Source organism: Cohnella sp. (assembly GCF_041641335.1).
Lineage (GTDB): Bacteria > Bacillota > Bacilli > Paenibacillales > Paenibacillaceae > Cohnella.
The window spans coordinates 32,239-48,635 of record NZ_JBEPYQ010000049.1; the positions used below are offsets into that span (position 1 = coordinate 32,239).

Annotated in this window: 18 protein-coding genes; 3 read left to right on the plus strand and 15 right to left on the minus strand. The window is 56.4% G+C overall.

The genetic code is table 11. The annotated features are described in order from the left end of the window. Positions 1-19: 19 nt before the first annotated feature. Positions 20-1,183, minus strand: coding sequence for an MFS transporter (locus tag ACESLM_RS16725; RefSeq protein WP_372632725.1), 1,164 nt, complete (start codon positions 1,181-1,183; stop codon positions 20-22). 97 nt (positions 1,184-1,280) lie between these two features. Here ACESLM_RS16725 and ACESLM_RS16730 point away from each other — a divergent pair, with 97 nt between their 5' ends. Next, entirely contained in the window at positions 1,281-2,144 is an 864-nt protein-coding gene (locus tag ACESLM_RS16730; protein WP_372632726.1) for a LysR family transcriptional regulator, read from the plus strand. A gap of 108 nt (positions 2,145-2,252) precedes the next feature. Here the strand turns inward: ACESLM_RS16730 and ACESLM_RS16735 are convergent, their stop codons facing one another. Genes ACESLM_RS16735 through ACESLM_RS16755 form a run of 5 tightly spaced genes read right to left on the minus strand, consistent with a single transcriptional unit; the run spans position 2,253 to position 6,504 of the window. Next, positions 2,253-3,521 carry an ABC transporter permease gene (locus tag ACESLM_RS16735; RefSeq protein ID WP_372632727.1) on the minus strand — a complete coding sequence of 423 codons (1,269 nt, stop codon included), beginning with the start codon at positions 3,519-3,521 and terminating at the stop codon, positions 2,253-2,255. Further along, entirely contained in the window at positions 3,514-4,419 is a 906-nt protein-coding gene (locus ACESLM_RS16740) for an ABC transporter ATP-binding protein (RefSeq protein WP_372632728.1), read from the minus strand. The genes ACESLM_RS16735 and ACESLM_RS16740 overlap by 8 nt, the downstream gene beginning before the upstream one ends. After that, the gene (locus ACESLM_RS16745; protein ID WP_372632729.1) at positions 4,416-5,339 is read right to left on the minus strand and encodes an ATP-binding cassette domain-containing protein; all 924 of its coding nucleotides are present in this window, start codon (positions 5,337-5,339) and stop codon (positions 4,416-4,418) included. The genes ACESLM_RS16740 and ACESLM_RS16745 overlap by 4 nt, the downstream gene beginning before the upstream one ends. After that, positions 5,336-5,743 (minus strand): GntR family transcriptional regulator, encoded by a 408-nt coding sequence (locus ACESLM_RS16750; protein WP_372632730.1) that lies wholly within the window; start codon positions 5,741-5,743, stop codon positions 5,336-5,338. The genes ACESLM_RS16745 and ACESLM_RS16750 overlap by 4 nt, the downstream gene beginning before the upstream one ends. A gap of 29 nt (positions 5,744-5,772) precedes the next feature. Continuing rightward, positions 5,773-6,504, minus strand: a complete 732-nt coding sequence (locus ACESLM_RS16755) for a hypothetical protein (protein ID WP_372632731.1) — start codon at positions 6,502-6,504, stop codon at positions 5,773-5,775. Between the two features lie 207 nt (positions 6,505-6,711). Between ACESLM_RS16755 and ACESLM_RS16760 the strand changes: the two genes are divergently transcribed. Beyond that, entirely contained in the window at positions 6,712-7,653 is a 942-nt protein-coding gene (locus tag ACESLM_RS16760; RefSeq protein WP_372632732.1) for an RluA family pseudouridine synthase, read from the plus strand. Between the two features lie 30 nt (positions 7,654-7,683). Here the strand turns inward: ACESLM_RS16760 and ACESLM_RS16765 are convergent, their stop codons facing one another. Continuing rightward, positions 7,684-8,112 (minus strand): DMT family transporter, encoded by a 429-nt coding sequence (locus ACESLM_RS16765; protein ID WP_372632733.1) that lies wholly within the window; start codon positions 8,110-8,112, stop codon positions 7,684-7,686. A 14-nt stretch (positions 8,113-8,126) separates the two neighbouring features. After that, on the minus strand, positions 8,127-8,825 hold the full coding sequence (locus tag ACESLM_RS16770; protein WP_372632734.1) for a Crp/Fnr family transcriptional regulator: 699 nt from the start codon (positions 8,823-8,825) through the stop codon (positions 8,127-8,129). Positions 8,826-8,990: 165 nt separating this feature from the next. Here ACESLM_RS16770 and ACESLM_RS16775 point away from each other — a divergent pair, with 165 nt between their 5' ends. Beyond that, positions 8,991-9,518, plus strand: a complete 528-nt coding sequence (locus tag ACESLM_RS16775; protein ID WP_372632735.1) for a Uma2 family endonuclease — start codon at positions 8,991-8,993, stop codon at positions 9,516-9,518. 18 nt (positions 9,519-9,536) lie between these two features. Here the strand turns inward: ACESLM_RS16775 and ACESLM_RS16780 are convergent, their stop codons facing one another. From ACESLM_RS16780 to ACESLM_RS16810, 7 genes are all read right to left on the minus strand, one after another. Beyond that, entirely contained in the window at positions 9,537-10,829 is a 1,293-nt protein-coding gene (locus ACESLM_RS16780) for a TcaA 3rd/4th domain-containing protein (RefSeq protein WP_372632736.1), read from the minus strand. A gap of 4 nt (positions 10,830-10,833) precedes the next feature. After that, positions 10,834-12,015 (minus strand): PQQ-dependent sugar dehydrogenase, encoded by a 1,182-nt coding sequence (locus ACESLM_RS16785; protein ID WP_372632737.1) that lies wholly within the window; start codon positions 12,013-12,015, stop codon positions 10,834-10,836. Between the two features lie 187 nt (positions 12,016-12,202). After that, a complete protein-coding gene (locus tag ACESLM_RS16790) occupies positions 12,203-12,355 on the minus strand; it encodes a hypothetical protein (protein ID WP_372632738.1) in 153 nt (50 codons plus the stop codon). 17 nt (positions 12,356-12,372) lie between these two features. After that, positions 12,373-12,684: a ferredoxin family protein gene (locus ACESLM_RS16795; protein ID WP_094050032.1), complete on the minus strand. Its 312-nt coding sequence runs from the start codon at positions 12,682-12,684 to the stop codon at positions 12,373-12,375. After that, a complete protein-coding gene (locus tag ACESLM_RS16800) occupies positions 12,684-13,979 on the minus strand; it encodes an FAD-dependent oxidoreductase (RefSeq protein ID WP_372632739.1) in 1,296 nt (431 codons plus the stop codon). Before ACESLM_RS16800 ends, ACESLM_RS16795 begins: the two co-directional genes overlap by 1 nt. Continuing rightward, on the minus strand, positions 13,963-14,997 hold the full coding sequence (locus ACESLM_RS16805; protein ID WP_372632740.1) for an electron transfer flavoprotein subunit alpha/FixB family protein: 1,035 nt from the start codon (positions 14,995-14,997) through the stop codon (positions 13,963-13,965). Before ACESLM_RS16805 ends, ACESLM_RS16800 begins: the two co-directional genes overlap by 17 nt. Beyond that, the gene (locus ACESLM_RS16810) at positions 14,994-15,830 is read right to left on the minus strand and encodes an electron transfer flavoprotein subunit beta/FixA family protein (RefSeq protein ID WP_372632741.1); all 837 of its coding nucleotides are present in this window, start codon (positions 15,828-15,830) and stop codon (positions 14,994-14,996) included. Before ACESLM_RS16810 ends, ACESLM_RS16805 begins: the two co-directional genes overlap by 4 nt. Between the last annotated feature and the right edge of the window lie 567 nt (positions 15,831-16,397).

Genomic DNA, 16,397 nt, shown 5'->3' on the forward strand with positions numbered 1-16,397 from the left:
TTCCCCGACGGCCTGCGCCTCAGCTAAGCGATTTCTTCCGAATAGCTTGTAAAGCAAACGAATAGATGGCAAAGATCAACGCGACGAAGACAATCCCCCCGCTCATCCAGCCCAAATCCAACAAGGATGCGCGCTCGATCGCCATTCCGCCCAAACCGGCTCCCAGGGTCATCCCGAAATTCATCAATGCCGTCTGAAAACTCAGAACCATCTCCGAGGATTGGGGCTTCAAGGAAATCAAATAAAACTGATTGGCAGGGGTCGTCGTCCATGCCGCTGCCCCCCATATCATCAGGAGGACAAAAACTCCGACCGTAGATCCCGCCGTTGCCGTGAATGCGACTAAAGCAGCGCCATGCACGATCAAACTGATGGAGATCGTTCGGACTGGCCCCCATTTATCCACGGCATATCCTCCAAAACGCGACCCGATAAACGCGAACAGCCCCAGGACAAACAAAGCCGTGCTGATCATTTCGATGGAAAACCCGGCCAGACGAGTCAGAAACGGGCCGATGTACGCGAACACCATCGTATATCCGAGAATCCAGAATACGGTAACCATCAAACCGGCGATCAAAGGTTTGTCCCGGAGCAGCCGCAATTGCTCCCGCAAGGGCGGAGCTTCGGCTCCCTCCAGCTTCGGTATGAATCGATAGAGCAACAAGAGATTCATCAACGTGACAACGGCAATCGCCAAGTAGACGTATCGCCAATCCATATAGGCGGCCATCAGCGTTCCAAACGGTACCCCCAGGACCAGCGATACGGAAAAACCCGTAATCACGACAGCGATCGCGTTGCCCCTTTTTTCAGGCAGGGCAAGACGGGCCGCGTAGTTAGAAGCGATTACGATATAGAGTCCGCCGCTCGCAGCCATCATGATGCGGGAAAGCATCAATACACTATAATGAAAGCTGAAGAACGCGATTAGATTTCCCGCGATAAAAGCAATCATGGCATACAGCAGCATTTTTTTGCGTTCAAGCTTTGCGGTCAACATGACGAGCAGCAGCGCTCCAACCGCATATGACAAGGAGTAGAACGTGACCAATTGACCGGCCGTGGCAATCGACACGTTCAGATCTCCCGCAATGATCTCCAAGATGCCGGAAACGACAAATTCGGCCGTACCGGTTACAAATGCCCCCAATGCCAGTAAATAAATAGCTGATCGGTTCATGCTCATTCCCTCTCTTTTTCTGTCTTGCCTCCATTCTATACAGCATGTTATCATCAGTAAAATTCATATTTTTAATATTGGAGTTGAGTAAATACTCATGACGATAGCCCGTTTTGAAGCATTCGCCACAGTTGTCGAGCTGGGGAGCTTCACGAAAGCTGCCGAGCATTTGAACATGACGCAATCTGCGGTCAGCCATGCGATTGCAAGCCTGGAGTCCGAGTGGGGAACAACGCTTTTCATTCGCGATCGAAAAAAGGGGATCTTCCTTACTGAGGTAGGACAGAAAACGATTGTACATATGCGTGAGATTTTGAACCGGATGGAAACGATCAGGCAGGAGGTAACTTTGGCTTCCAAGCTGGAAGTCGGCACCATACACATCGGGACCTTTGCCAGCGCTTCCGCATGTCTTCTGCCCAAAATCCTGTCAAAATTCCAAAGGAAGCATCCTAATATCGAGTTCCGGTTTTACGAGGGAACTTACGAGGAGATTGCGGAATGGCTGCACACCGGCGTTGTCGACATCGGCTTTGTCGTGCAACAGGATTCGCCAGCCCCATTTGACATGATTCCTCTTGCGAAAGATGAAATGGTCGTCGCCTTCTCCGCTCATCACAAATTGGCCGCAGAAGTCACTGTCCCAATTCGTGCGTTGAAAGACGAACCTTTTATTATGCCGACGGGAATGTACCGGGCCCATGTGCAAGCCCTGTTTCGACAAGAGAAAATCGCGCCCAATATCCGTTTCGAAGTCCATGACTGCAACACGATCGCCAATATGGTTCAGGAAGGGCTCGGCGTCACAATCGGTCCTGCATTGTTTTTGAAGACGCAGCCAAACATTCAAGTCAGACATTTGGATGTCAAGCATTGGCGCACTGTTTCGTTGGCTTGTCTCTCGATTCCGGAAAGCTCTCCGGCCGTAAAAGCATTCCTTTCGGTTGCAGAGAATGTATAGGTCTCTGCTATCCCCAAGAAACCAACTCATCGCTTCCTGCAGCGCCATAGCAAAGAACCCTGATAAACCAAAGGATCTGGTCATCAAGGTTCAAGGGTTACACGCCTCTTATACTTTATAAGCCTTCATAGCCTTCACGATTTCCTTCATCGAAGGACGCTTGCCGTACATCAGCACGCCGACGCGGTAGATCTTCGCGGAGAGCCAGCCGATGGCCAGAATCGAAGCGATCAGAATGCCGATGGAGAAGGCGATTTCCCACCAGGCCGGTTCCGCAACTCCGATTCGAAGGAACATAATGAACGGAGAGAAGAACGGAATGTATTGACAGACGACCATCAGCGTGCTGTCCGGCTGGTTCAAGCCGAAGATGGCGATATAGAAGCCGACGAGCGTCAGCATCGTGATCGGCATGACCGCCTGGCCGAGATCCTCGGTGCGGCTGACGATCGATCCGATCGCGGCGAACAAGGTCGCGTACAGGAAGAAGCCGGCCAGGTAGAAAAATATCGCGAAGATCAGCAGCAGCGGATCGATCGTGCTCAGATCGAAGCCGAAGTTCTTCAGAATGTCCGAGTTGTGCGGCAGCGACAGGTTCGCCACCAGCGCGCCGACCAGAATGACGATCTGGATCATGGCGACGAGGAACGTTCCGAGAATTTTCCCCCACATCTGCTTCAGCGGAGACACGCTCGTGACGATGATTTCCATGACGCGGGAGCTCTTCTCGGCCGTAATCTCGGTTGCGATCAGCTGTCCCGTGATCATGACCGCCATGAACAGCATAATGATCATGACATACGTAAGCGCGATAGCGATGCCTTGCTCTTCCTCGGTTTTACCTTCCTCATTCGTGAAGCTGACCTTCTGGGTCTGGAACGAAACGGGAGCGTGCAGCTGCGCTTTCTGCGCATCGGACAGCCCCGCTCCGTCAAGAACGGTATCATACTTCACCTGCTGGAGAGCCCCCGTAAGAGAGGACGAGGTTCCGCCCTCGAACGCGCTCTTGGAGTTGTAAGTCACTTTCGGGAACCCGGCCGCGGCGTCCTCCTGGAACGTCAAGTAGCCTTTAATGTCGCCGTTCTCAAGCGCGGACTTCAGCTGCTCCTCGGACGCGATGCCGACCAGTTCAACGCCGGGCTCCGGCAGCTTCGCGTAGTGGCTCTTGAGCCCTTCCACGACCTGCGTCTGCTGCCCTTCCGCGTAGCCGACTTTCGTTGCGCCTCCGCTGCCTCCGCTCAGCTTCTCGATCAGGTAGGGCAGGTTGCCCGCCACGACGAGCAGAAGCGCGAGCACCACCGTCATAATAATAAATCCTTTGCTGCGCAGCTTGTTGCGCATCGTAAACGACATTACCGTCCATAAGCTGTTATTCATGGCTCTCACCTACCGTTTTAATAAAGATTTCGTTAAGCGTCGGCTCCAATACTTCGAAACGGTTAACCGGTCCTTGATCCAGAGCGTGCTTCAGAATACTCTGTCCCACAGCCGGGGAATCCACCTTCAACTCGTAGCCGCCATGCTCGTGCAGGATGACCTGCCTGACGCCCGGGATCTTATCCAGCCCTTCGATCTTCCCGTCGGCCGTAACGATGACTCGTTCTTGCGGGAACTTCTTCTTGATGTCCTTAATTGGGCCTTGCAGCACCGGATTGGATTTGTGCATGATCGTAATGTTGCGGCACAGTTCCTCGACGTGCTCCATCCGGTGCGTCGAGAACACGATGCTCGTGCCTCCGTCCCGCAGCTCTTTGACCGTCGTTTTCAGCAGCTCCACGTTGACAGGGTCAAGTCCGCTGAACGCTTCGTCCAGAATGAGGATTTTGGGCTTATGGATAACGGCCGCGATAAACTGGATCTTCTGCTGGTTGCCCTTGGACAGCTCTTCGACCTTCTTGTTGTAATACTCCGGCACTTGGAACTTCTCCAGCCACAGCTTCAGGTTCTTGTCGGCATCCTTGCGGGACATGCCGCGAAGCTGGGCGAGATACATAATCTGCTCGCTTACTTTGATATTCGGATACATGCCCCGCTCTTCCGGCAAATAGCCCAGCATGCTCAGCTGCTGCTCGCTGTAGGAATTGCCGAGATAGCGAATGTCTCCCTCGTCCGGCAGAATCAAGCCTAGTATCATGCGCATCGTCGTCGTTTTCCCCGCGCCGTTGGCGCCCAGCAATCCGTAGATTTCCCCTGCCGCTACTTCGAAGCTAAGACCGTTCACGGCCCTCTTGTCGCCATAATTTTTAATAATTCTGTCTACTTTTAACGGATTCATCGTCTTGCTTCCTCCTTCCGAATTAAACAGCTCAGTATGTCTTCCAGATCCATGCGCTGGACGGCCAGCACTTGGAATCCGTTGTCCCGGCAATACGCTTCTCCCCGTTCGGGTTCGTCCACTTCCAGCCTGTAGAGGCCCGGTCCCGCTTCCGTCAGCCCTTGAAAGCCGGGGGTTCGCTGAAGCATCTCGCTGCCGTCCTTCCGGGCGTATTCGATCTGCACGACGATCGTTCGCCAATCGTCCAGCAGCCGGTCCTTCTCATAGAGGCCGAGGACTTTCCCCCGGTAGATAAACAGAATGTAGTCGGCAAGCCTCTTGATCTCCTCAAGAATGTGGGTGGCCAGCACGAGCGTCCGGTCTCCGGGCTCCATATAGCGCCCGAGCTCCTGAAGCATCGTCTTCCAAGCGAACGGGTCCAGTCCGGAGGACGGTTCGTCGAGCATAAGCAGCTCCGGATCGTGCGCCATCGCGATGGACAGCTCGGCTTTGCGCCTCATGCCCTTGGACATCTTGGACAGCCTGACCCCGCCGTCTACGTCGAAGTGGCGAAGCAGCTTGCGATACTTCTCCCAATCCCACCCCGGATACCAGCGGGAAGCGAACTTCGCTTTCTCGTCGGCGGCCAGATGGTTCTCGTGGGCATGAGGGTTTTCCGCAAGGAATCCGATTCGGCTCTTGTACTGATCCTCCTGGTTCCCGTTCAGCGGTGTGCCGAGAACTTCGGCTTCTCCCGACAGTATCGGCTCGAGCCCGAGCAAAGCCCGGAACAGCGTGCTCTTGCCGGAACCGTTCGGCCCGACGATCGCCGTAACCATCCCTTTGGGAATGTCGCAGTCGATCGGCCCGAGCGCAAATCTTTCATGCTGCAGCTTCATTCCGCGCAGGGAAATCGCGGCTTCCATATTCGCAACCGTCATGTGACATCCCCCCCTCTTTCCTTCGATTTCCGATGCAGAGCTTGCCGGAACGCCGTCTCGATCTCCTCGGGCGCGCACTGGAGCTGAAGACCGAGCTCGATCGCCTTCTCCATTTCTTCAGTCACCCGCTCCAGACGATGCTCGTCCCGCTGAACCGCCCCCACTCCCGCGACGAACGTTCCCGTGCCCTGTCTTGTGCGGATCAGGCCTTCGTTTTCCAAGTCCTGATACACTCTCCGCACCGTTATCGCGCTGCATTTCAGCGAGACCGCCAGCTCTCGAATCGAAGGAAGCAGCGTGCCTTCCTTCAGCTGTCCGCCGAGGATGAGCCCGCGAAGCTGGACCTCGATCTGGTGATAGAGCGGTTCCGGACGTTGTTCATCTATTCGTATCGGCAGCCACACAAGCTCACCCCTCTTTCCTTATCCGTCGCTTAGAGCGGCAGCGACCTCGCGCGGATTCGTGCGACCGTCAGCTGATGCCCCGCGGCTGTCGCGACTGCCGCGAGGACCGCCATTCCGATAAGCACTGCCGGCCCATAGCCGTCTTTAATGATGTCCAGCACGCTCCGGAACACGTACACGCCTTGCCAGGTCAGGATGATCGCGATCGCCGCCACGGCAACCATCATTCCGAAATACATCAGGCAATATTGTTTGCCTGTATAACCAAGCTCCATCAGAATGATCAGCGAGAGGACCGCTACCCCGTAGCACATCCAGATGAGACCGTTCTCGATCCACTGCATTGGAGTGACATATTCCCTCAGTCCCGGCGTAAACAGGTATTGCGCAAGAAGGTAAATTCCGCCGATAACCGGAAGCATTACCGCGCTCTGCAGCATTCTGGCCCATACGATTGAAGCTACGGGAATCGGCATCGTGCGCCATTGGGCGATCCTCTTGGAATAATAATTGTCTCTCCACATGCCCCACGCCGACTTGTTCATGACCATTCCGAATATCGGATACATGACCATGTTGAGCCAATCGACAAGACCGTTCAGCGCTCTCGGAATGTTCTCGTCTCCCGCAAGCAGACCGCCGATCGTGGTGCTATTGATCACTCCCAAATATACCGCGAATAAGAGCGAAAAAAGCATTCCTAGCCGCTCGCGTCTCCACAAATAAGCTCCGATATAAGCGACGGCTTGCCGCTGGTTCATCGCGAATCCCCCATCACCAGTGTTCATGTGTGTATATCCATATACACACTATACAGTGCAGAAAACTTACCGTCAACCCTTTAGAGGAAACTTTTTCCGGAACGCCCCGAACTCTGTCTTACACCGTGGATTTCGTCCGTGCGGCCAAATGAGGTATAATCGATTGCATTAGTGCTACGCATACGAGAGGAACGGTTGATTACGCCTATGAGAAAAGAGAACAAAAATCCCCGTCGGCATTCGGCAGCTTCGCCGAGCCGGAATACGGCCCCCGCCAGACGGTTTCAAGTGACAGAGACCGGCGAGTTACTGGAGTTTTTGCTCGCCAAGCTCGCGCCCCAGGGGCGCAACAGCGTCAAATCCATGCTCGCCCACGGCCAAGTCGCAGTCGACGACCGGGTCGAGAAGCAGTATAACCACCCCTTGCATCCCGGTCAGACCGTGACCGTAAGCAAGACCCGCGCGTCGGCGTCTGCTCCTCTTGTCGGTTTACGCATTCTATACGAAGACGATGCGGTGATCGTCGTTCACAAGGATGCCGGCCTGCTGTCCATCGCAACCGCGCAGGAAACCGAACTGACCGCCTACCGACAACTGAACGCCCATGTTCGGCAGACCGATCCCAAAGCCCGCATCTTCGTGCTTCATCGGCTGGACCGGGAGACGTCCGGCGTCATGATGTTCGCCAAGAGCGAGCAGATTCAGAAGAAAATGCAGGACAACTGGAAGGATGTCGTTACGGAGAGGAAATATGTCGCGTTGGTCGAGGGCTTGGTCAAGAAGACGAACGGAACGATCTCGTCCTGGCTGAAGGAAACGTCGACGCTGAAGATGTATTCCAGCCCCGTAGCGAACGACGGGCAGCATGCGATCACGCACTACAAGGTGCTGAGAGCGAGCCGCAACTATTCCCTGGTAGAGCTTGAACTGGAGACCGGACGCAAAAATCAGATCCGCGTCCATATGCAGGATATCGGCCACCCGGTCGCCGGCGACAAGAAATACGGAGCGAAGACGAAGCCGTTTTCCCGACTCGGCCTCCACGCCCGCGTTCTCGCTTTCGAGCATCCGACGACCGGCAAGCCGATGCGCTTCGAGACGGACATTCCCAAGCCGTTCCTGAGCCAATTCAAGGAAGAGGCTCGTTAACGCTTCGCGGCAAGACATTCGCAAGTCGGTTCACTTCAGCTTGAAGATCGCGACGCCCGCGATCATGACGACGATGCCGATCAGCCTGTTCGCCGACAGCGCTACCTTGTCGACGCCGAACAGGCCGAAGCTCTCGACGGCGAGCGTTCCGAGCAATTGCGCGATCAGCAGTATGGCGATCGCGTACGCCGGATTCAGTGCGATGACCGACTTCATCGCTGTAAACACGATGACGACGCCCATGCAGCCGCCGAGAAGGTATAGCTTGTTGACCGAGCCCAGCTTGTGCAGGCTTCCGTCTTTAATGAGCCAGAACACGACGAGCGACAGTACAAAGCCCGATCCGTGCACGATCGCGTTTGTCAGCCAGAAGCCGACCTTCTCGCTAAGCCTCACGTTGAATATCCCTTGAACGCTGACGAACAAGCCCGCGATCAGCGCGTATATCGCTCCTACCATCCGCTTCACCTCTCCTAGCTGTACAATGTGCCGCTCGCAAGCCGCTGCAAACCCGCGATGTCCTTCACGTAAAGCGCGCCCCGCGTCCGCTCGATCAATCCTTGCGCGACGAACTGTGCGATGACTCGATTCAGATGGCGATAGCTCGTTCCGAGAAGCTCCGCGATTTCCGTCAGCTTGGAAGCCTTCAACTCCTCAATGCGTTCCCGGTCGTGCTCGTCGGCCGTAATCGCGACCAGATAGCTGGCGAACCTCGTTTCCACAGGATATAAAATGTTGAGACTGGCAACGGAGGAATTCGTATTCAGCTTGCGGGCCAGATGCTTGATGATAAAGCGCAGGAACGCCGGATCTTCTCCGGCCGTATCCGCCAACGCTTGACGCTTGATGCCGATAAACAACGATTCGCCCACCGATTCCACCGTATTGTGGACCTTCAGGTCGCCCAGCATCTCCATGTCTCCGATCAGGCTGAGAGGGTTGTTGAAGCGGAGCAGAATCGACTTGCCGTTGGGCAGCACCCGATAGATTTTGACCTTCCCCTTGACCAGTATGAAGAGGTGATCGAGGCTGTCCTCCGCCCGGCAGATCATTTCCCCTTTGTCGAAACGGTACAGTTCCATGACCGCTTCGGTCTTTTCTCCGAACCTGCCGCTCAACCGATGCTCGTCCATGACGCTCCGCAGCAGCGCCGGATCTCGAATTGTCCTCATCCCGTTCACCTGACCGTCTCGTCTAATGTCTGCAATCATTGTAAAACCATTATTCCCGGAGCAAAAGGACATATGTCCCAAGCAAAAGCGCGGATGATTAAGACCGACGCCCCTAGATAGGGTATAATTTACTTAATCCTATCCATGATTGGGGCGAGTTCGAAAATGAGCGAGAAAAAACCCCTCATCGAAGAGCGATACGAAATCATCGACGGAATCCGATACGACTGCTCTCCTTCCCCGACGCTGAAGCATCAGCTTCTCGTCACCCAGCTCTGGAATGAACTGCACGGCACTTGCCATGCAACGGGTACGATCGTCGTCGCCCCAATGGACGTGCACTTTGACGAGAACAATGTCGTTCAACCGGACCTGATTTACGTCACAAACGAAAACGCCTCGATTCTCAAAACGAGAATCGAGGGAGTTCCCGACCTGCTGATCGAAATTTTGTCTCCAAGCACGGGAGAGCACGACAAAGTCCGAAAGAAAGCTCTCTACGAGCGTTTCGGCGTTCGAGAATATTGGATCGTCGACGTCCACCACCGGACGATCGACCAATTCGCCCTCCGAGAGGGAGCTTATTCGCTGGAGCGTACGTACGGCTCAGCAGGCACGGTGTTGTCCGAGAGATTCCCCTGCATCTCCGTTCAATCGGGTAAGCTATTTTCCCTCTTGGACAAGTACGAGTAGGAAAGGAAATCCTCGGGCTTATCGATCGTAAATTTTCAAGTTCCCGGAAAGCGCCTCGGAGCCCGCGTCCGCCCATTCGAACACGATCCATACTCCGTTCTCGTACCGCAGCCGGTAATTCGTCGTCTGCTCGCCCGCCGCAGGCTCGGGTCTGAAATCGAACGCCCCGTAATAATACGCTTCCTCGTAGTCGATCCGGGCCAGCACGGACACCGAGTAATCCGACGCTCCCAACTGATAGAGCCGCAGGCTATCCCGGTCGAAAGCCGCCTTCCGCAATTGCCCGACATAGTGTTCGTCCCCGGCGACCATATCGGCGAAATGGCCTGCGAGATCGGCTTTGCGGTCCGGATGGACGTGCCGCAGCCGCCCCGCGTCGCGTTCCCGGAAAGCCTCGTACCAGCTCGAGACGAACGCGTGCGCGGCATCGACGATTTGCTCTTTCGCCTCGTCCGTCAGCGCGGCAAGCTCGAACTCCGCCCGCGTACCTTCAATCGGCCGCTCCTCGCTCTTCGACGTCCCCCACGGATAATCGGCTTCCACGCTTATCGTATTCGTGCCGTCCGTCGCGATCGGTCCGATCCGCTGCCCGTCGCCCACGGTAAGTCCGATGTCTTCTCCGTTAATGAAGATGCGGGCAAAGCCGTTGTTCGAGAAGACGTCGACGTACTCCCCTTGAAGCGGAACCTCGATCGGATCGGCGGAGCCGCCGATCGGGAACAGCTTGGCTTTAACTTCGTTTTCCAACGTCGTATACTTGCCCGCGTACACCGCTTTAACCGCATATTCGCCCGGCAGCAGCGGTCCAAGCTGCAGCGTGGAACCGCCGACTCCCGCAGTTCCGACCTCTTCGCCGTTCAGCATAATCTTCGCCCCGCCGAAATTCGTGTTCACCGGAACCTTGTAGCTCCGAAGCTTTAGCTCGTAGTCGTCGTAGACGAGCCACCGCTTCCTTTCTTTCTTATGTACGTAGACGAACGCAGACTCGCCGTCCTCGGCGAACGATTGCGCCGAGCCTTCCTTCAACTGCTCGACTTCCGCCTTCAGCCTGGAGAACACGGCTTCTTTCGCCTTCTCGTCCTTCCCGAGATGGCCCGCGATCGCCTCCGCCGTCGAGCGTTCCACAGCCCCTTCGGGTGCGGAGAGCAGCTTCAGAAGCTTGTCCGGCTGCCCCTCGTCGATCGAACTCTCGAAGCGCTCAAGCAGCCTCTGCCCATCCGCCAGATAACCGCCTATAAAATAAAGCCCGGCGGTCGTCATCAGGGCAAGCGCCCCCGATGCTATCGTGATTTTCATTTTCTTGGATGCCATTCGCTCACCTAGTTTCCGTCAATCTGAGCACCTTGCCGTCGCCCGTGCAGACGTACAGTTCTCCCTCCGCGTCGAGGCCGAACGAGGTCATGTTTTCTTCGGATTGCAGAAGCGTCCGATGCTCGGCCGTGCCGTCCTCCCGATCCCGCAGCGTCCACATCGTGCCCATGCCGTAATCGGCGTACACGTACCAGCCCGTCAAATTCGGAAGCTGTTTCCCTCTGTACACGTAACCTCCCGTTACCGATACGCCGTCATTGCGGCCGTACGTGAACAGCGGATCCTTGAGGTCTTCCCGCTCGCAGCCGCTCTTGGGATTAAAGCATTCCGCGCCTTCCATCAGACGCCAGCCGTAGTTGCCGCCGCGTTCGATCAGGTTGATCTCCTCGAAGCGGTTCTGGCCTACGTCCGCCGCCCACAGCTTCCCGGTCTCCTCGTCGAAGCTGAACCGCCAAGGATTGCGCAAACCGTAAGCATAGATCTCGGGACGTCCGTCCCCCAGGAACGGATTGTCCGCCGGAATCGCGTACGCTCTTCCTTCCGATTCGCTTCTTACGTCTATCCGCAATATTTTCCCCAGCAGGCTGTCCAGGTTCTGGCCATGATTCTGCGGATCGCCGCCGCTGCCGCCGTCTCCAACCGCAATGTACAGATAACCGTCCGGCCCGAACGCAAGTTGCCCGCCGTTATGGTTGGAATAAGGCTGTTCGAACGTAAGCAGAATCTGCTCGCTTCCCGGGTCCAGTCTGCCCGGCTCTTGCGAATCGGCGGCATAGCGGGCAATGATCGTATGCGACTCGGTCGTATAATTTACATAGGCGTCGTTCGGGTTCTGCGGGTCGAAGGCCAGCCCCAGCAACCCTTGCTCTCCGCCCTTATCGTACACCCGCTCCCGAATGTCCAGTACGACCTCGGCCTCTCGATCGGGACTGCTCAAGCTTTTGCTTACGATTCGTCCCGGCTGCTCTACGATGTACACGGCTTCCGGGTAGCCCTCGCGACGCTCCAGCCCTACGGGTTTGTCGAACGTCTCTCCCCCGAAGGCCGGTTCAAGCGTCACGGCGCCGCTGGCCGCGGACTCCGTCGGTGCGGCGGTTCCGCGCTTGGACTTATCCTCCGCATTCCAGCATGAGGTCAAGCCCAAGAGGATGAGCAGACTCGCTAGCGTACTTCCGATACCCTTCATCGTCCCCCCCCTTGCCAATCGCTTTCTGTTTTCTGATCGTACCTTCCTACCCTTTAGACGTAGACGGATGGATAAAGTTTCTTTTTTCTTCATGTCAAACGTCTATCGCCGTTTCCCCGCCAACGCAAACCGCCGCGCCTCCCCAAGGAGGACGCGGCGGTTTCAGCATGGCTTGCCGACGAACCGTTCAAGATTTCGTTTCCAATTTTCTCAACCGTTCGCCCAGCTCCCAACTGCTGAAGTGATCTTCCCAAATGATATGGTACAGATTATCGTGAATTTCAACGATGACTCCTTGCGTGCCGTCCTGAACGTAGACCACGTGATCGCCAATCTTCATCTCGCGTCCCACCTTTGTCACCCGAGTCGAAAAACGATGCCGTGTCCGCCCTTCGGATACACCCATTTGATGTTCTGGTGAGGACAGCCGATGCGGCAGCTTCCGCATTCATGGCAGCCCTCGTAGCCGACATGCATGCGTACCTCTTCCCATTTGTATACTTCCGCGGGGCAAAATATGGTGCAAATTTTATCCGGACAATCCGTGAGACACACTTCCGCATCCATAACGTGCAGGTGGGACTGGGTATCGGCGTTAAAACGGATCAAATATTGCTTCTCTTCAATAGTCGAGCCCTTGGCCGGCGGAGCCGGTTGCGCTTCGCTCATCACTTCATCACCTTCCACGCCCGATACAGGTCGCGGGCCATTTTGATCTTCTCCTTGGCCGGGCCGATATCCCGCCATATTTTCTTCTGCTTCTCCCGCTTGGGCATGCCGTCGACGGTCAGCATCTGGCTCGCCGCCCGGTTCACCATCGGGATGTACTGCTCGAAGTATTGCGGGAACTTGTCGAAGTGGTGGGTGGCGTCCTTGTATTTCTTCAGATCCTGCCCGACGAAGCTGCCCATGAGCTTCTTTCGGTAATCGTCGAGAGAAGCCTCCGAGAAATCCTCGCGCTCCCTCGCCTTGACAATCGTCTCCGCAGCCAGCCTGCCCGACGTCATCGCCATGTTGGAGCCCTCCCTGTGAATCGCGTTCACGAGCTGGGCCGCGTCTCCTACGACGAGGACTCCCGCTCCGACGACTTTGGGCATCGAGCGGTACCCGCCCTCGGGGATCAGGTGGGCCAGATACTCCTGGGCTTCCGAACCTTGAATGTAAGGACGAATCATCGGATGCGTCTTCACGTATTCCATCAGCTCGTAAGGCTTTATCTTATGCTTGATGAGGCCGGAGAGCAACGTGCCGACGCCGATGCTGAGCGTATCTTTATTCGTGTACAGGAAGCCCGTGCCGAGAATGCCCTTCGTCGCGTCGCCGAACAGCTCGATCGTGCAGCCCTGACCTTCCTCCAGATTAAAACGCTCCTCGATGATCTTCTTGTCGAGCTTCAGAATCTCCATCGTCGCCAACGCCACTTCGTCCGGTCGGAATTCCTTATGGAATCCGAGCTGCTTGGCGAGCAGGGAATTGACGCCGTCGGCCAGCACGACGACGTCGGCGCGCAGCTCCCCGTCCGGACGATCCGTGCGCACTCCGACTACCCGGCCGTCCTCCACGATGCACTCCAGCACGACCGTCTCGTTAAGCAGCAGCGCGCCCTGTTCCACCGCCTTGCCCGCGAACCACTGATCGAATTTGGCACGCAGCACGGTGAAGTTGTTGTACGGCTCCTCCGCCCACTCCATGCCCTTATACGAGAACGTCACCGCCGACGTCTTATCCATCATCATGAACCTTTGCTCGACGATCGGCCGTTCGATTGGCGCCTCCTTGTGGAAACCGGGAACGACTTCCTCCATCATTTTGCGGTACAACACGCCTCCCATCACGTTCTTGGAGCCTGGGTACTCTCCTCGCTCGATCAGGATCACGTTCACGCCCGCCTTAGCCAGCTCGTAAGCGCAGGCGGTTCCGGCAGGCCCCGCTCCTACGACGATCGCGTCAAACTTTTCCGGCATCGGCCTCTTCCTTTCTTCCCAACGCGGATTTGAATGCCTCGGTCAGCATCGGAACGATCGTGAGCGCGTCCCCGACGATGCCGTAGTGGCAAGCTTGAAATATGGGAGCCGCCGGGTCCTTGTTGACAGCGATAATGAGACCCGAGTTCTGCATGCCGACCAGATGCTGAATCGCGCCGGATATGCCGATGGCGAAATAAATTTTCGGCGTCACCGTCACTCCCGTCTGACCCACCTGATGATGATGTCCGATCCAGCCGGCTTCCACGACGTCCCGGCTCGCTCCGACGGCGGCGCCGAGCGCTTCCGCCAGCTGCTGCACGACCTTGAAGCCCGCGGGGCTGCCCAGCCCCTTGCCGCCCGCCACGATAATATCGGCTTCGTCGATCCGGACGTGCCGCGTCGTCGAACGGACGATTTCCAGCACCTTCGTTCGAATATCCTCTTCCTTCAGCGGGATGCACTCCTCGACGACGACTCCGGATGCGCCTGCTTTTCGAAGCAGCGCTTTCATGACTTTAGGGCGAACGGTCGCCATCTGCGGACGGTACTTCTTGCACAGAATCGTCGCCATAATGTTCCCGCCGAAAGCCGGCCGACTGGCGAGCAGCAGCCCCGTATCTTCTTCGACGTCAAGCTGCGTCGTATCCGCGGTCAAACCCGTCGGCAGATCGGTCGCTACGGCGCTCGCCAGGTCCTTGCCCGTCGACGTCGCCCCGTACAGCAGAATTTCCGGTTTATGCTTCTCCACGCATGCCAGCATCGCCTTCATATAAGTCTCAGTCCGATAGAAACGATAGATCGGAGCGTCGTACACGTACACTTTGTCCGCCCCGTATTCGAACGCCGTCTCGGCCAACGCGCCGATATTCTCCCCGATCAGCACGCCAGCCAGCTCCGTCTTCCTCTTGTCCGCAAGCTGCCTTCCGGCTCCAAGCAGCTCCAGAGAGACGGGAGCGATCGCTCCATCCTTCTCCTCGATAAACACCCATACGCCCCGATAATCCTCGAAATTCAAGGAGCATCACCTCCTGAAGCGGCAGCGAACAGCTCTTGACGCGCCAATAGAATATCCAGCAATTGAGAGACTTGATCGCTCTGCGTCCCCTCCAGCATCGTGCCTCCCTGAGGCTTAGGAGGCGCCCACACGGAGCTGACGATGGTCGGAGAGCCCTTCAGCCCCAGCTGCGTCTTGTCGATGTCCGGCAGATCGGCGACCGACCAGATATGCGGCTGGTAGCGTGCGGCCCTCAGCATGTTCGGCAGCGAAGAGTACGGCACTTCGTTAATCTCTTTCTCCACGGAGAGCAGACACGGCAGCGTGGAACGAACGACCTCGTAGCCGTCCTCCAGCTTCCGGTGAACGATCGCATGCCCTTTCTCCGAGTCGATCTCGACAACCTTGTTGACGGACGTGAGCGGCGGCATATCGAGCCTGCGGGCGATGCCGGGGCCGACTTGGCCAGTATCTCCGTCTATCGTCATTTTGCCGCAGATGATCAGATCGATCGGCCGAGTCTGCGCGATCTTCTCCAGCGCCTTCGTCAGCGCATAGCTGGTCGCCAGCGTATCCGCTCCCGCGAACGCCCTGTCGGTAATCATGTAGCCTTCGTCGGCGCCGATCTCGATGCACTTGCGAATCGCCTTCACGGCAGGAGGAGGTCCCATCGTCAGCACGGAGACGACGCCCCCGTAACGATTGCGCAGCCTCACCGCCTCCTCCACCGCATGGGCGTCGTACGGATTCAGGATCGCCGGCGCGCTGGAACGATCCATCGTGTTCGTCTTCGGATTCATTTTGATGATCTTCGTGTCCGGCACCTGCTTGATGCAGGCGACGATATGCAGCATGAGGCCCTCACCCTTTCCGCTCTGTCCGGTCGGTTCCCGGTTCAAACCTTTCCACTTATCTATATTAGCCGGCGGGCGAGATCATGCCTGGGTTTGTCCTTTGGCGAGGGGGTGCGAGGGTTAGGGGGATGCGATCCCAATGTTGTCAGCTTATGCGTACAATTCGCGGCCCCGGCCACTTGACGCCAAGGCACCTTCTTGGCCTTGGCCCGCGGCTTTGAGTAGCGCCAAGGCACTTTTTTGGCCTTAGCCCCACAGCTTGGGTAGCGCGAAGGCACTTTTTTGGCCTTAGCCCCACAGCTTTGAGTAGCGCCAAGGCACTTTTTTGGCCTTAGCCCGCGGCTTTGAGTAGCGCCAAGGCACTTTCTTGGCCTTAGCCCCACAGCCTTGGGTAGCGCCAAGGCACTTTTTTGGCCTTAGCCCCACAGCTTTGAGTAGCGCCAAGGCACTTTTTTGCACTACTCATGCATCAAACCTAACATGAAAAATTACTCGCCATAATTACCTATATTAGGAATATTATGATTGCTTTTTCGTAGTCAAACACATAAAAGCTCCTTTATTGTA

Coding starts and splice junctions, on each gene's coding strand:
- ACESLM_RS16725 (WP_372632725.1), bottom strand. CDS start 1,183: ATGAACCGATCAGCTATTTATTTACTGGCATTGGGGGCATTTGTAACC.
- ACESLM_RS16790 (WP_372632738.1), bottom strand. CDS start 12,355: ATGAAGATTGGCGATCACGTGGTCTACGTTCAGGACGGCACGCAAGGA.
- ACESLM_RS16755 (WP_372632731.1), bottom strand. CDS start 6,504: ATGAACCAGCGGCAAGCCGTCGCTTATATCGGAGCTTATTTGTGGAGA.
- ACESLM_RS16795 (WP_094050032.1), bottom strand. CDS start 12,684: ATGAGCGAAGCGCAACCGGCTCCGCCGGCCAAGGGCTCGACTATTGAA.
- ACESLM_RS16800 (WP_372632739.1), bottom strand. CDS start 13,979: ATGCCGGAAAAGTTTGACGCGATCGTCGTAGGAGCGGGGCCTGCCGGA.
- ACESLM_RS16780 (WP_372632736.1), bottom strand. CDS start 10,829: ATGGCATCCAAGAAAATGAAAATCACGATAGCATCGGGGGCGCTTGCC.
- ACESLM_RS16765 (WP_372632733.1), bottom strand. CDS start 8,112: ATGGTAGGAGCGATATACGCGCTGATCGCGGGCTTGTTCGTCAGCGTT.
- ACESLM_RS16735 (WP_372632727.1), bottom strand. CDS start 3,521: ATGAATAACAGCTTATGGACGGTAATGTCGTTTACGATGCGCAACAAG.
- ACESLM_RS16775 (WP_372632735.1), top strand. CDS start 8,991: ATGAGCGAGAAAAAACCCCTCATCGAAGAGCGATACGAAATCATCGAC.
- ACESLM_RS16745 (WP_372632729.1), bottom strand. CDS start 5,339: ATGACGGTTGCGAATATGGAAGCCGCGATTTCCCTGCGCGGAATGAAG.
- ACESLM_RS16760 (WP_372632732.1), top strand. CDS start 6,712: ATGAGAAAAGAGAACAAAAATCCCCGTCGGCATTCGGCAGCTTCGCCG.
- ACESLM_RS16810 (WP_372632741.1), bottom strand. CDS start 15,830: ATGCTGCATATCGTCGCCTGCATCAAGCAGGTGCCGGACACGAAGATC.
- ACESLM_RS16785 (WP_372632737.1), bottom strand. CDS start 12,015: ATGAAGGGTATCGGAAGTACGCTAGCGAGTCTGCTCATCCTCTTGGGC.
- ACESLM_RS16730 (WP_372632726.1), top strand. CDS start 1,281: ATGACGATAGCCCGTTTTGAAGCATTCGCCACAGTTGTCGAGCTGGGG.
- ACESLM_RS16740 (WP_372632728.1), bottom strand. CDS start 4,419: ATGAATCCGTTAAAAGTAGACAGAATTATTAAAAATTATGGCGACAAG.
- ACESLM_RS16770 (WP_372632734.1), bottom strand. CDS start 8,825: ATGAGGACAATTCGAGATCCGGCGCTGCTGCGGAGCGTCATGGACGAG.